This is a genomic window from Hyphococcus lacteus, from assembly GCF_041058985.1.
Lineage (GTDB): Bacteria > Pseudomonadota > Alphaproteobacteria > Caulobacterales > Parvularculaceae > Hyphococcus > Hyphococcus lacteus.
In genome coordinates this window covers 623,659-637,538 of the sequence record NZ_JBEHZE010000001.1, presented here as the reverse complement: position 1 = coordinate 637,538, position 13,880 = coordinate 623,659, and the positions used below count along the sequence as shown (strand labels likewise).

11 protein-coding genes are annotated in these 13,880 nt (G+C 49.2%); 7 read left to right on the top strand and 4 right to left on the bottom strand.

Features of this window, described 5'->3' with window-relative positions:
• Positions 1 to 26: 26 nt before the first annotated feature.
• From ABFZ84_RS03015 to ABFZ84_RS03005, 3 genes are all read right to left on the bottom strand, one after another.
• The gene (locus tag ABFZ84_RS03015; protein ID WP_369312433.1) at positions 27 to 860 is read right to left on the bottom strand and encodes a TIGR03084 family metal-binding protein; all 834 of its coding nucleotides are present in this window, start codon (positions 858 to 860) and stop codon (positions 27 to 29) included.
• On the bottom strand, positions 860 to 1,684 hold the full coding sequence (locus ABFZ84_RS03010; protein WP_369312432.1) for an enoyl-CoA hydratase/isomerase family protein: 825 nt from the start codon (positions 1,682 to 1,684) through the stop codon (positions 860 to 862). Before ABFZ84_RS03010 ends, ABFZ84_RS03015 begins: the two co-directional genes overlap by 1 nt.
• A gap of 97 nt (positions 1,685 to 1,781) precedes the next feature.
• Positions 1,782 to 3,335, bottom strand: coding sequence for an O-antigen ligase family protein (locus tag ABFZ84_RS03005; RefSeq protein ID WP_369312431.1), 1,554 nt, complete (start codon positions 3,333 to 3,335; stop codon positions 1,782 to 1,784).
• A 181-nt stretch (positions 3,336 to 3,516) separates the two neighbouring features.
• On the opposite strand from ABFZ84_RS03005, the gene ABFZ84_RS03000 reads away from it, so the two are divergent.
• The 7 genes from ABFZ84_RS03000 (at position 3,517) to ABFZ84_RS02970 (ending at position 12,924) form a co-directional block, all read left to right on the top strand.
• On the top strand, positions 3,517 to 4,884 hold the full coding sequence (locus ABFZ84_RS03000) for an oligosaccharide flippase family protein (RefSeq protein ID WP_369312430.1): 1,368 nt from the start codon (positions 3,517 to 3,519) through the stop codon (positions 4,882 to 4,884).
• A 19-nt stretch (positions 4,885 to 4,903) separates the two neighbouring features.
• On the top strand, positions 4,904 to 6,025 hold the full coding sequence (locus tag ABFZ84_RS02995; protein WP_369312429.1) for a glycosyltransferase family 4 protein: 1,122 nt from the start codon (positions 4,904 to 4,906) through the stop codon (positions 6,023 to 6,025).
• Positions 6,026 to 6,202: 177 nt separating this feature from the next.
• Positions 6,203 to 7,702: a TolC family protein gene (locus ABFZ84_RS02990; RefSeq protein WP_369312428.1), complete on the top strand. Its 1,500-nt coding sequence runs from the start codon at positions 6,203 to 6,205 to the stop codon at positions 7,700 to 7,702.
• On the top strand, positions 7,695 to 9,473 hold the full coding sequence (locus ABFZ84_RS02985) for a type I secretion system permease/ATPase (protein ID WP_369312427.1): 1,779 nt from the start codon (positions 7,695 to 7,697) through the stop codon (positions 9,471 to 9,473). The genes ABFZ84_RS02990 and ABFZ84_RS02985 overlap by 8 nt, the downstream gene beginning before the upstream one ends.
• Positions 9,474 to 9,476: 3 nt before the next feature.
• On the top strand, positions 9,477 to 10,790 hold the full coding sequence (locus ABFZ84_RS02980) for an HlyD family type I secretion periplasmic adaptor subunit (protein ID WP_369312426.1): 1,314 nt from the start codon (positions 9,477 to 9,479) through the stop codon (positions 10,788 to 10,790).
• Between the two features lie 44 nt (positions 10,791 to 10,834).
• Positions 10,835 to 11,863, top strand: a complete 1,029-nt coding sequence (locus ABFZ84_RS02975; RefSeq protein WP_369312425.1) for a glycosyltransferase family 2 protein — start codon at positions 10,835 to 10,837, stop codon at positions 11,861 to 11,863.
• On the top strand, positions 11,860 to 12,924 hold the full coding sequence (locus ABFZ84_RS02970) for a glycosyltransferase (protein ID WP_369312424.1): 1,065 nt from the start codon (positions 11,860 to 11,862) through the stop codon (positions 12,922 to 12,924). The genes ABFZ84_RS02975 and ABFZ84_RS02970 overlap by 4 nt, the downstream gene beginning before the upstream one ends.
• Here ABFZ84_RS02970 and fcl read toward each other — a convergent pair.
• On the bottom strand, positions 12,921 to 13,880 hold the full coding sequence (gene fcl, locus ABFZ84_RS02965; RefSeq protein WP_369312423.1) for a GDP-L-fucose synthase: 960 nt from the start codon (positions 13,878 to 13,880) through the stop codon (positions 12,921 to 12,923). The two genes, ABFZ84_RS02970 and fcl, sit on opposite strands and share 4 nt — an antisense overlap.

Genomic DNA, 13,880 nt, shown 5'->3' with positions numbered 1-13,880 from the left:
TGCAAAAAGGCAAGTATAAGTAAGGCCTAACGGATTTTGATTTGTACGCGCCATTTATTTATGAAACGAGTGCCTATTGCTGGCGGATCTTCGGGCGGTCCGGCAAAGCATTGCGCAATCGCCATCCATTGCGTTGCTGCATCGCCGAAGGTCTCTAGCTTTGTGTCTGCAATATTGCGGGTTTGCGTGACAACCTGGGCGAACTCGACCGCGCTGCCGCGGACAAAGTTGTCGGTTTGCGCGTCATTCCAACTCCACTCCGCACCAGATGGGGCGGTTAAACGGACATGGGGCTTTGGTTGTGGCGGCGTGATCTGGCGGTTGCGGAATGTCCAGCTATATGTCGTGACACCAAGGTGGCAAATATTACGGATACGATCGCTATCCTCGCGCTCAGCACCAAGAATATCGAAAATTGCTTGGCCGTGGGCCCAACTTTCCATCTGTCGCGCGATTATTTTTGCGGTTGTGGTCATCTCCGGGCCGACCCATGCAACCCTTTGGTCTGGGGATGTTTGGCGATATGCGCCTGCGAGTTGTGGGTAAAACGACCGCCATGTGTCTATTAGGGCTCGTCCCTGTGCGTTGTTACTATGCTTTTCTAACCAGAATCGTTGAGCCTTTATGTGCCCTTCTTGTCCCATCACGGGCAGTATGTCGGCAAGAAAGGATCGAAATTGTTCTTGGTCTTTGAGCGTTAATAATGCGGTGACGTTCCACATATGGAGATGTGCAACGATGTCTTCGATCGTCCATTTTTTGAACTGTGTTACGCATTTCAAATCTTGCTCGTCAATGTTGCAGAGGAGATCATACAAGGTATCACATTCAGTCAAAAAATCTTTAGCTGCGTTATGCATTATTCCTCATCCAAACTATTTGTTTGTGCCCAATCTGGTTTGCGCTTTTCAATAAACGACAGGATGCCTTCCCGGCCTTCATCACCGAGCATACATTTAGCGAAACCGTCGGCTGCAAAATCGATCATAGCGTCTGTATTCATATAGGCCGTGGCACGGACAATTTCTTTTGTAATTGCGTTTGCGCCGGGTGCGCACCGGATAACATTTTTGCGAATGTCTTGTTCAGCCGCATTACCCTCTTTAGCGGTTTTGACGACAATATCGACGATCCCAAGTTTGTGGGCTTCGCTGCCATCAAATCGTGCACCCGTCAGCATCAGGCGGCGCGCAGCCATTTGCCCGGTGCGCTGAATAACGAAAGGCGCGATCTGTGCCGGAGATATTCCTAACATTGTCTCCGTTAGCGAGAATTTAGCGTCTTCAACCGCGACGACGAAATCGGCGCAGCACGCCATACCGAGCCCGCCGGCGATTGCAGCACCTTCAACCATAGCAATGACAACTTGCGGCATGCTGTTAATGAGCGCAAAAAGCTCGCCCGCTTTTTGGCTCATGGTTTTAGCGTCATCAAAGGAAAAGTTGCCCGCCAGGCTTTTTTGGAAACCTTTTAGGTCCCCGCCAGCGCAAAAAATGCCGTTCTTGCCACGCAAAGTAATCCCGCGAATGGTCCGGTCATTGGTGACACTGCTTAACGCTGCGAATAATTCGGTGGCCATTTCATCGGATAGCGCGTTACGACTTTCAGGACGGTTGAGAGATATCGTCAACCATCCGTCTTGAATTTCAAGAATAAGCGTTTCTGTTTCAGGTAATGACGTCATGCGGCGCGCCTCCAGCAATCTCAACTATGATTGCTGAAGGTAACATCAGGGGGCATTGCCTCCCACTGTGCAATGCAGTTGCAATGTTACGGCGTGATTATTTCCAGTTGAATTCTGGCGTTGCCTCGGCTTCTGGCGCGAGTGGCTGCGCATTTATATTGGGGGAGCCTTGGTGAAGCCGACAATGTCGTTCAATTCGTGCGAGCGCAATTGCTAGTCCAAGTATACTCCAATACACGATCGGCGTGTGGTAGACGCTACTTGTCGTGAAGATCGTGATCATAATCCCGACAATAGTCGCAAAATAAGCACGGCAATAAAGCGCTAGCGTTGGGTTATACGTGATCGCAGATTTCATAGCACCGCGTAGAGACATGAGTGCGAACAAAAAGACACCGACGAATAATGCTATTCCGACAAACCCGCTTTTGAGTCCGACCTCTAGATAGCTATTGACGATGTCGATAATGCCTTGACCTTGTCGCAAGGCTTCGAGTTTCGGGTGGTCGAGATAATTTGAAGATCCAAAAAATGGATTTTCTGCCATTACCTCACGTGCGGCCTTAAGTAGTTGTTGGCGATATGAAATTGTGTCGCCCGCGGTTGTGCCAACAAACGGCAATAGATTCAGGATTTTTTGCCCGAATGGCGTCACCATTGCGATCAAGCCGCCCAATACGCTGGCTGCACCTAGCTGTACTGCGCGGGTCATAGCTTTTGGACTGATCGCAACAAAGGCCAAAATCATCGCGACGGCACCCATCCAAGGTCCGCGTGAGAGTGACATCAATAAGCCTATTGTCAGTAAACCGAACCCAAGGCTTTTATAGAATTTAGAAAAGTTCTCAGTAAAGAACGCTAAACCCACACCGATGCCCGTCATGGCAATAAAACCCCAAACAATTGGGTCAATCACTGACGCTGATGCGCGTAAAAACCCATCGCGCATAGTGTAGGTAAAGGGCATTGCGCCGAACCAATTATAGCCGACACTGGTATAAAAATGCCATGTACGGATTAACTCTAAGATTGACAGGACGGACAAAATTAGGATCGGCATCGTGTAAGCTGCTGAAATTATCCTAATATCTGAAAGTGACTTTGGTGCTCTACTGAAAACAAAATAGAACGGCGCAATAACGAGAAACTGCTCGATCATCGTGCGGATAATGTGCGTTACCGTCGGGCCGCGCAGACAGAGTATTAACTGCAGCGCCAGAAAAAGTAAAAAACAGACGTCCGCGGCTGATCCGACAGGCGTTAGTTTTTTCATTTTCGGTGCGGCAATCATCGCCGGAATAAGCAGCACGAACGTAAAGACTGCTTGTGGCGTAACCATGATGAATTTGTTGATCCCAGCAAACCCCGGTATCGCATCACCAATATTTGGCGAAACGAAAAGCAACAACATAAAAAGGGCTGACTTCAGCGGGTCTGGTCTCGACATGAACAAGACAACAAGCGCTGATATAATGACATAGGGCCAGAAGCTGGGAATTAAAAACAGACAGGCGGTTATGGCCAACCACAAATTACGCCAATTATCAAAACGCTTCGCCCCGATAGCTGCCGCATAGGGCTTTCTGAAGAAGACGAACCCGATCACGGAGAGCACGAAAACGACGATGAAGGCTTTGTAATGCGTCGACATAGGAAATTATTTCAGCTCGAATCGTTGGCCATGGGCTGGGCCGGGCGTGTTAATGTAAACGGCGTTTGACAATGCATGAGCCGCACCAGATGGGAAACCCCATAGAAGTCATAGATTTGTCAACTTTATTATCGTAGTTGCGATGATCAGACGGCGGATGTCGAAAAATAGTGTTAACAAGATGACCAGCGACGAAACGACAGCATCAAATTTACCCGCGCATTCGTTGCGGCGGCGAATTTTGACGAGCGGCGGTGCCATAATGAGCGGTTTTGGTATTAGCCAAGTACTTCGTTTGTTTTCCAATTTGATTCTAACACGTCTTTTGATGCCAGAGGTCTTTGGCCTCATGGCGGTGGCGCTTTCCATCAATATCTGGGCAGTGATGCTGACTGATATCGGCATTGGTTCCAGCGTTATCCGCAGCCAGAACAGCGACAAACCGGCCTTCATGCGTACCGCATGGACCACCCAAATCTTAAGAAATTTGTTGGTTTGGGGCATCATCATGTTGGCCGCGCTAGGGGTTTACTTGCTGACCAAGGGCGGGGTGGTCAATGCGGAGAGCATTTTCGCAGACCCGGTGCTGCCTTTATTGATGGTCGTGATTGGGGTTCAGTTACCAATCAGCGGTTTGGGTTCCACAAATCGATCACTGGCCGAGCGTCGGTTAGAAATGAACCGTGTTGTTGGGTTGGAGATTGGGCAGCAAGTTTTTGCCATGGTCGTGACGATCAGCCTTGCTTATTCGGGATTTGGTATTTGGGCACTGGTCATCGGGACGCTCTCCGGGGCGATGTTCGCCACGATACTTTCTCATGTTATTTTCTCGGGCCCGCGAATGGGACTCCAGCTTGATCGCACTCATTTTGATGAGATTTTCAGTTTTGGAAAATGGCTGATCATTGCATCTTTTTTCGGATTTATTCTGAATCGTGGCGATCAATTAATTTTTGGATGGATGATGAAGGCAGACTCATTCAGCCTTTATGCAATTGCGGCGATTTGGGTTATGGCTGCAGTATCCATTATTCAATCCGTTATCGGAAGAGTGTTTTTTCCTGCATTCAGTGAGGTTTTGCGTGATGAACCGCAAAACCTTGCGGCACTCTACAAAAAAATACGACTGTTGATAGATGCCTCGGCAATCGCAATGGCCTTCGGGGCATTTTTTCTGGCAGAACCAATTTTTGCGTTGATCTATCCAGATGACTTTGACGGGGTTGGATATTACGTAAAGTTACTCGCGCCGACATTATTATTTTTGCCGTACCGCCTTATTAACACGGCCGTTTTGGCGTCCGGAAACAGTAAAGGATTTACGGCGGTAACAGTCATTGGTGGAATAGTGATGGTTTTAGCTTTGCCATTAGCCATGACATATTTGGATGAGAAAGCCGCAATTATAATTTACGCCTCTATTGCCATTGTCACCTTGCCAACAGTTTGGGCTTTGGGAAAAAAATTGATGAGAATTGATCCAATGGTTGAGGGACGGATGATCGCAGCGGCGATAATTTTGGCCGCTATGTTGATGTTTACAACCTGAATTCGGATTTGTGCGACGGATGAAAGAGAAGTTGAAGATTGTTTTTGTTCAGGCGGCGGGGTCCCTTAGTGAAACCGGCGGCTTTCGAATTGTTGCGGGATATGCAGATCATCTTCAGCGTCGTGGGCACGAAGTTACGTTGATAGCGCCAGAGGGAGGCGCACCTAAGCCAAGAACGCTCAAAGGTAAGATCAAAAATTTATTCAGATCGAAGCAAAAACCGAAATCAGTCGCGTCACCGCCATTTTTAGAAAACAGAAATGTCGAGATAAAGATAATTAACGGCGTGCGAGAATTGGCCCCGGCTGATTTACCTGACGCGGATGTACTTATTGCTACATGGTGGGAAACTGGCGAGTGGATATCTAGCGCGACCAATAGGTTTAAAAAATTCCATTTAATCCAAGATCATGAAATTTTTCCGTATCTACCAATTGAACGAGTGAAAGCAGTTTATAACCTACCGTATTATAAGATTGTTGTGTCGGATTGGTTGCGAGAGGAAATGGTTAATTATGATAATATTAGAGAGCCATTTTTTGTAGAAAATGTAATTGACTACGAAAAATTTAATAATTCTACGCGCAAAAAATCGGATCACCCAGTGGTGGGATTTCTCTATTCTGTCGCGCAGAGAAAAAACTCTCCACTCGCAATTGAAACATGCCGAAAACTTAAGAAAATATATCCGGATCTGCGCGTCATTGCGTTTGGAAGCCATGCGCCGAGGCCAGAACACAAAATGCCTAACTGGATAGAATTCACCCTGAAGCCAACGGGAAAAGATATCGCGAAAATTTACGGTAGCTGTGATGTTTGGCTGTTTACGAGCGACAGCGAAGGATATGGATTGCCGATCTTAGAGGCGATGGCGAGCGGAACACCTGTTGTTGCGACCCCGGCCGGGGCAGCCCCCCAACTGGTCTCCGAAAAGAATGGTGCGATCATTTCTCACGACGTTGATTCAGCGGTAAAAGCCACACAAAAAATTCTCGAACTTACCGAAGAGGATTGGTCTCGCCTTTCAGAAAATTGCGTTGAAACGGCACGCCGCCGCGATTGGGAAACGGCGACCGATGAATTTGAAGCGGCCTTGCTTAGTATCGTTAATGGCAAACAAGCTGAATTTATTAAAAACTAATTAAAGCTTCGCAAGAAAGTTTTTAAGAATGTTTCATCTTTCTTCCTAGTCTGAGTGTGGGCGAATTCTCTCTAATTAAGCCTTTGTCAGTGATCTCACTCTATTAAGGTTTTGGTTAACCTTAACACGAGTGCGCGGCACCATGCCGTGTGTTGTTTATGCGGATGGGTATGGTTGATGATCAGACTTCGGACGGTTTTTCTATTTAGTGTCATCGCAATTATTTTGCCTAGCGTAGCGATTGGGGCACAGGATAATATTGCCGAAGTCGGATCGGTTTACCCCGGCGATATCGTTGCCCCTGTAGAGGAAGGCAAATCTAATTCTGGCGCGGCTCGTGATACATTTACAGCGAATTCAAAACTCGAACATGCACTTGGTCCCGCGAGTTACCTCGTCACGGAACAACAATCCGCTTCAGATTTTACAACGGCAATCCGGCGTGCGGTGGGGCGGCATCCTGCATTCCATGCCACTGCGTCTGACCTTGGCGAGGCGAACGCGGTTCGTCATCGTGCAAAATCGGCGTTATACCCGCAATTATCGGCACAATTGAACGGCGACTATTCTCTGACGCGTGAGTTTGCCACGGGCACAGATAATGTGGTGGAATCGTTGCGCCCGCGTGAGCAATACACCGCAGGTATTTCAGCGTCGCAGTTAATTTTTGATGGCGGCGCGACAATCCAACGTATCCGCGGGGCACGCGCACTCGACCGAGAATATAAATTCGCCATGAGCTCGCAGATCAATAACCTCGCACTTTCAGCGTTAACGGCTTATCACGATGTTGCAGCTCACCAAGCCCTTGTGGCCTTCGCTGAAGCGTTCATCCGGCGCAATGAAGAAATCCTCGCGGATGTAAAAGAGCGTGAACGTCTAGGCGCTGGATCAAGAGCAGATGTAACGCGCGCATTCGCGCGGTTGTCGGCGGCGCGCGCTAGGCTTTCAGAAATTCAAGAGAGCAAGCTTTTTACGGACATCGCCTATGAAGAGTTTTTTGGTGACGCACCGCCAAAACTAAAACGCCCAGGAATGGCAACACCAGACGTAAATTCGCGAAACGAAACTGTGGCAACGGCGCTGGAACAAAACCCAGAGATATCGGTTGCGCAAGCGCGGTTAGATGCCCGCCAAGCTGATGTCAAAGTTGCGAAAAGTGCGCGTATGCCAGAGGTGCGGTTATCCGTTGATGCTGTAAAATATGATATCTTTGAGGGCGGCGATGACTTTGATGTTCGGGCTGGCCTAAAGATCAATTACAATATTTTTGGTGGAGGAAGTCGTGCGGCGGATATTGCCATTGCACGATCTCGCGCACGCAAAGAAAAATACAACGAAGAGCGTATTCGACAAGATGTCGCTCGTGAAGCGGCGATGGCTTATGAGCGTCTTCAGAGCGCAGATGCCCGGCTTAGTTCGCTTGCTGACGCGCTTGTGGCGCATGATGAAACCCGTGAATTGGTTTTAGAACGATACAAGCTATCGCGCGGTGATTTGATTGATGTTCTTCAGGCAGAAAATGATTATTTTGATGCAGGTGTCGCATATCTCATTGGCCTCTCAGGGCGTGATATCGCTGGTTACGCACTGATGGAACATACAGGTGATTTACTCCGTCTGTTTTCTCCAGAGAATGAATATAATGAAGTGCGATTTGGTGATGCAAATGGATAAGCGCTCATTCTTTAAAGACATGGCGCCGAGTGAGCATTGGTTATTTGGGCCGCTACGTAAAAACACCAAGATATATGGACAGACGGTTTTAGCCGCGACAGTGGTGAATTTGCTCGGACTAGTTTCGTCGTTCTTTATTATGACGGTTTATGACCGTGTTCTACCAAACCAAGCAATTGAATCACTCATTGCCCTAACGATTGGGGTTATGCTCGCGCATATTTTTGATTTTCTTTTAAAATCGTTGCGTGGTTATTTCATCGATATTGCGGGACAACGTCTTGATGCCACGGTCGGTGTTAGTGTCTTTGATAATTTGATGTCTATGCGTCTGGAGGCGCGAAAAAGCGCGACGGGGGCGATCGCAGGTTTGGTTAAAGAATTCGAAAACCTTCGTGACTTCTTTTCGTCTGCAACCCTTGTGGCCATTGTTGATTTACCCTTCATCTTTTTCTTTATCGGAGCAGTCGCGTTGATCGGCGGGCCGATTGCGTTTGTTCCGCTTTTAGGGGTCGTGCTTGCGTTAGGTTCCGGACTTTTGATCCAGCCGTTGATTTTGAAACGTACCCAGCAAGCGATGGTTGAAGGCCATCAGAAAAATGCGGTTCTGATTGAAACCTTGGGCGGGTTGGAAACCGTGAAAAGTGTTCAAGCGAGCGAGATGATGCGTTCGCGTTGGCGCGGCGGTGTAACCCGGCATGCGAAAGTTTCCACGGTTGGCCGTTTCCTCAATCAATTTGCGGTAAATGCTGCCGGTTTTTCTCAGCAGGCCAGTCAAGTCGGTGTTGTTGTCATTGGTGTTTTCTTAGTAAGCGCAAACGAAATCACAACTGGCGCTTTAATCGCTTGCGTTATTTTAACGGGGCGCGCAATGGGGCCGCTGGCGCAAGTGGCATCGCTGTTGAGCCGCGTTAATGGGGCGATGGCATCCTATAAATCACTTGATGAATTGATGACGGCGCAGAGCGAAACCGATCCCAAACGAGAATATTTAGCGCGTCCGTCGCTAAGTGGAAAAATAGAGTTTCGGGATGTTGCCTTCTCTTACCCGGGTGAAACCACAAGGGCATTGGAAGATGTATCTTTCACGATAGAGCCAGGCGAACGCGTGGCAATTCTCGGGCGTAACGGTTCCGGAAAAAGTACGATCGTGCGCCAGATCACAGGTGTTTATCAGCCGACAGAAGGGTCTGTACTTGTTGACGATACCGATATTCGGCAGCTTCGACCCGCTGATTTGCGTTCTAATATTGGCGTGGTTTTACAAGATGTTTGTCTATTCTCAGGGTCGGTGCGGGAGAATATTGCGCTTGGTCTCGATAAAATTTCCGACGAAGATATTCTGGAAGCGGCAAAAATTTCGGGCGTGCACGATTTTGTTGGCGCAAGTGCGGGCGGATATGATCAGCGATTGACCGAGCGCGGTGAGGGGCTTTCGGGCGGTCAGCGGCAGGCGATTGCCTTGGCGCGGGCATTGGCACCGAAACCGTCAATTCTATTGCTAGATGAACCATCGAGTGCGCTCGATTCGCAAGCCGAGGCGGCCTTAATTGCGCGCCTACACGAAGCCACAAGAGACAGAACGGTGCTTATCGTGACCCACAGAATGTCAATGGTGCGATTGGTAGATCGGATCATTGTTCTTGATCGTGGGCGGATACTTGTTGATGGCCCACGCGATACTGTTTTGCGGGCGATGTCTTCTGCGCGGGATCTGAAAGAAAAACGAATTGCCCCGCCGCCATCTGTTAACGGCATTAGAGCAGCATAGATCATGAGCGATCAGAATACACACGACTTCGATATCGATGATTCGATGCCAATCGAACCCGCTAAGGCGGCGCAAATGCTGCTTTATATTTTAGCCGGGCTTGTGGTGTTGACCTTGGTTTGGGCGTCCCTCGCAAAGCTTGATCGTGTCACGCGTGGTGCGGGGTGGGTCGTAACATCGAACCAGCTACAAGAGTTGCAGTATTTCGAAGGCGGTATTGTTAAAGAAATTCTGGTTTCGGCAGGGGATCACGTCGAATCAGGCGAATTATTGGTTCGACTAGATCCCACACAGATGAATGTTGCATTCGCACAGGGCCAAGAAGGCCACAATGTGCTCGCGGCGCGTATCGCGCGGTTAGAAGCGGAGGCGAGCTTATCGCCCGTCGCTTTTCCGCAAGGTTTGGTCAAAGCATCACCGCAGGCTGTGTTGAACGAGCGAAAATTGTTTAATGCCCGGCAGGAAGAGTTCCAAGCGTCGATTGGGATTGAAACGAGCAAGTTGGAACAACGCCGAAAGGCACTCGCGGATTCAGAAGTCGCGCTGATGACTGCGCAAGAGGCATTTGATCTTGCAACCGAAGAACATAGCATAATGAAGCGGTTGGTCAGTCGCGGTATTGAACCACAGGTCGAATTGTTGCGCGCACGTCAACGCGAGGCCGCGGCACGTGGCGAGGTCCAGCGTGCGGAAATCGCGATTGGTCGGTTTAAACTTGAGATATCTGAGGCCGAAGGTGAAATTAATCGCATACGCAAGACATTCTCTGCCTCGGCGTTTGATGAATTGACGCAATCCAAAGCAGAGCTTGAAGAACTAAAGGGTGAATTGCCGGCGCTTCAGGACAAAGTTGCCAGAACGGAAGTTCGCGCCCCGGTATCGGGCGTTATCAATCGTGTACTGATTTCAACAATTGGGGGCGTAGTTTCGCCTGGGGAAACCATCGTTGAGATTGTCCCGAGCGAAGATACGCTATTGGTTGAAGCGAAAATAAAACCCGCCGATATTGGTTTCCTTCGGATCGGTCAAGATGCGCGTGTATCGATATCGGCCTATGATTCTTCGGTTTACGGTTCACTCGATGGGACGATCGAAACAATTAGCCCCGACGCAATCGAAGAGGAAAAATCTGGCGAACGATATTACTCGATCAAAGTTCGTACCAAAGCCGAAGCGTTGAAATCTCGGCAAGGCGATCTTAAAATCGTCTCTGGGATGGCCGCTGACGTTGCTATCCTCAATGGCAAGCGCTCGGTCCTAGCCTATATCGTTAAGCCGATGTCGGTCATGAGTAACAAGGCGTTGCGCGACAAATAACTTCTGCGCTTGTGGTTTACCTAGTGCCAAGACTAAAGAGGGGTATGGAAGCGGATCATTCATCACCCTTGGTCACGGTCATCATTGTCAATTACAATGCTGGTGACCGGTTACGTCGATGCCTTGAGCATTTGGCGGCACAGGTTTTCCGCAATTTCGATATTATCGTCGTCGATAATGCGTCCGATGATGATTCACTTGCGGTAGCCACAGCCAGTGATATTAAATTTACGCTTATTGAAGCGGGTGACAATCTTGGCTTTGCGGCGGCCAACAATCTTGCTGCGAAATCTGCGCGCGGTCGCTGGCTCGCATTTCTGAACCCCGATGCTTATGCCGAGCCTAACTGGCTTACGGCTTTTGTCGCTGGACAGAGGCGTTTCCCGGTCGTTGAGGCATTTGGGTCAACACAAATTGATGACCATGACCACGACCGACTCGATGGTGCCGGAGATGTGTGTTCTGTTTATGGAATTGCCTATCGCGGGTTTTTCGGTTGGCCGCGCAAAAAACGCCCGCAGGATAGCGGTTGCTTTGCTGCTTGCGCAGCGGCCGCATTTTATCGCCGTGATGTATTTGAAGCGCTCGGCGGATTTGATGAGCGGTTTTTTTGTTACGGCGAGGATGTCGATCTAGGCTTTCGATTATTACTTTCTGGCGGAGAAACAGTGCAATTGCACGATGCCGTTGTTCACCATGAAGGATCAGGCGTCACTGGACGGAATAGCGAATTTTCAGTGTATCACGGCCATCGCAATCGGATTTGGCTTTATTACAAGAACACGCCGGCGGTTCTGTATTGGTTGACCGTTCCGATTCGCGGGATTGGTGATTTACTGTTGTTGGGCAAAGCGTTGCTGTCCGGAACTTCTGGCGCATATTTTAATGCGATCAAAGACGGATATGGAAACCTTGCTCAGTTCAGAGATGATCGTGCAATTTTATCAGTGCAAAAAAAGAGTGCCTATATCGCGGCGCGAATGGTCTGGTCGCCCTTTGCTTTATTGCGTCGACAGGGAAAGACTATCCCGATAAAAGAGCGCTCGCAGAGTGAAAAAAGCTGTACAATATGAAGTTCTCGATATCGGTACCCATTGGCGCGTATCACCCCTTTTTACCTTGGTGCCTAGAAAGCCTCGCGCAGCAGGGTGATTCAGTTGAGATCTGCCTTCTTGATGCGTCGGGTGACCCCCGCGTGCGCGAAATTGCGGATCATTATAATGCGGCGCTGACCTATCGGCGTCACGGGCCTGATGATGGACAATCCGATGCGATCAAAGAAGGGTGGGATAATAGTACCGCACCATTTCTTGGGTGGCTCAACGCGGATGATATTTTATTTCCCAATGCGCTAAAAAAAGTCAGCGATAAGCTTGGCGGTGACCCAACACTTGATGTTGTTTATGGCCATTCGACCATTCTCGATGATGAAGCCCGCATGACTGGTTATCATTGGGCGGTAGAGCCGCCGGGACTGCGCCTCCTTGAGGGGGGGATTATTTCTCAGCCGTCGTGTTTTTTCCGGCGCGCCTCCTACGAAGCGGCGGGCGGTATAGATTTGTCGCTTCACTATACCATGGATTGGGATTTATTTATTCGGATCTATCAAACGGGCGCGAAGTTCGATTTCATCGATACGCCTTTGTCGATGGTGTTGTGGGGCGCGGATACCAAAACAGCATCTTTCAACGCGCGCCGCCGCGAAGAGTTGCAACGTATCATCAAGATGTATGCACCTCAGGCGAAGCAGGCTTCGATTTTTCGTTCATTCGCTATTCAAAACGTGCTTTCACGGATTAAGCCCGCTGCGATACAAAACGTCGTGACCCGGGCTTTGACGCGCGGTCGGAAGATTGTTTACGGATTAGCTGCGGACGGTGCGATCTCAGAGAGCGCAGAAATTTTTGTGGCGCATTACGACGCAGAGCCGAAAAATAGTCTGGTCGTCGAAGTAGAAGATGCTTCAAAGCTGATGAGTGCGGAGATTTGTGATCGCGCTTATGAAGCGACGACCTCTGGCAATCTGGTCAGGCTAACAACACATGAGAACGTTTTATCGGGTGAAACGATTTGTATTCGGCTGATCGCAAAAGATGGCCAGACAGTTCGTTTTCGGAATTGTCGCTGGGCTTAGCTAAGTCGTGCGTCAGCTTGATTATCTAAGAACCATTCGATCGTTTCCGTCAGGCCGTCACGCAATGATATTTCGGGTGTCCAACCCATAGCGCGAAGCTTATCCGCTGACATCAGTTTGCGCGGTGTGCCATCTGGCTTGCTGGTATCGAACCGCATAGGGCCAGATAGGCCGACAATATCACAAATAAGCGTTGCGATTTCGGCTATCGGTATGTCGTCCCCATAGCCCACATTCACATGTTCATGACCGGAATAGTTTTTTAACAGGAATACCAAAGCATCGGCGCAATCACGGACATGTAAAAATTCGCGGCGAGGCGCGCCCGTCCCCCAAACCTCGATACCGGTTTCGCCCGCGTCTTTTGCGGCCAATGCTTTTCGAATAAGCGCCGGGATCACATGGGAATTTTTGAGATCAAAATTATCATTTGGCCCGTATAGGTTCGTAGGCATAGCGGAAATATAATCTGCACCATGCTGTCGGCGGTAAGCCTGACAAAGCTTTATCCCTGCGATTTTCGCAATCGCGTACCATTCATTTGTTGGTTCGAGCGCGCCGGTTAAAAGCGCCTCTTCGGTAATCGGTTGTTCTGCAAATTTTGGGTAGATGCACGACGAGCCTAGAAACAATAGTTTCTCAACCCCATTCTTGTGTGCCGCCTGAATCAGGTTGGCCTCAATCATGAGATTGTCATATAGAAAATCTGCCGGGTACGTATCATTGGCGTAGATACCGCCAACCCTTGCAGCGGCGACAATGACCGCATCTGGTTTCTGATCGTTCATCCATGCGTTGACATTTGATTGCTGAATTAGATCAAGGTCCGCTCGGCCAGCAGTCAGAATCGCGGCGCAATTTTCGCTTTTGAGGCGCTCAACAATCGCAGCACCGACCATGCCACGATGGCCAGCCACAAAAACACGTTTTCCCTCTAGCGAGTAGGTGTTTGACAT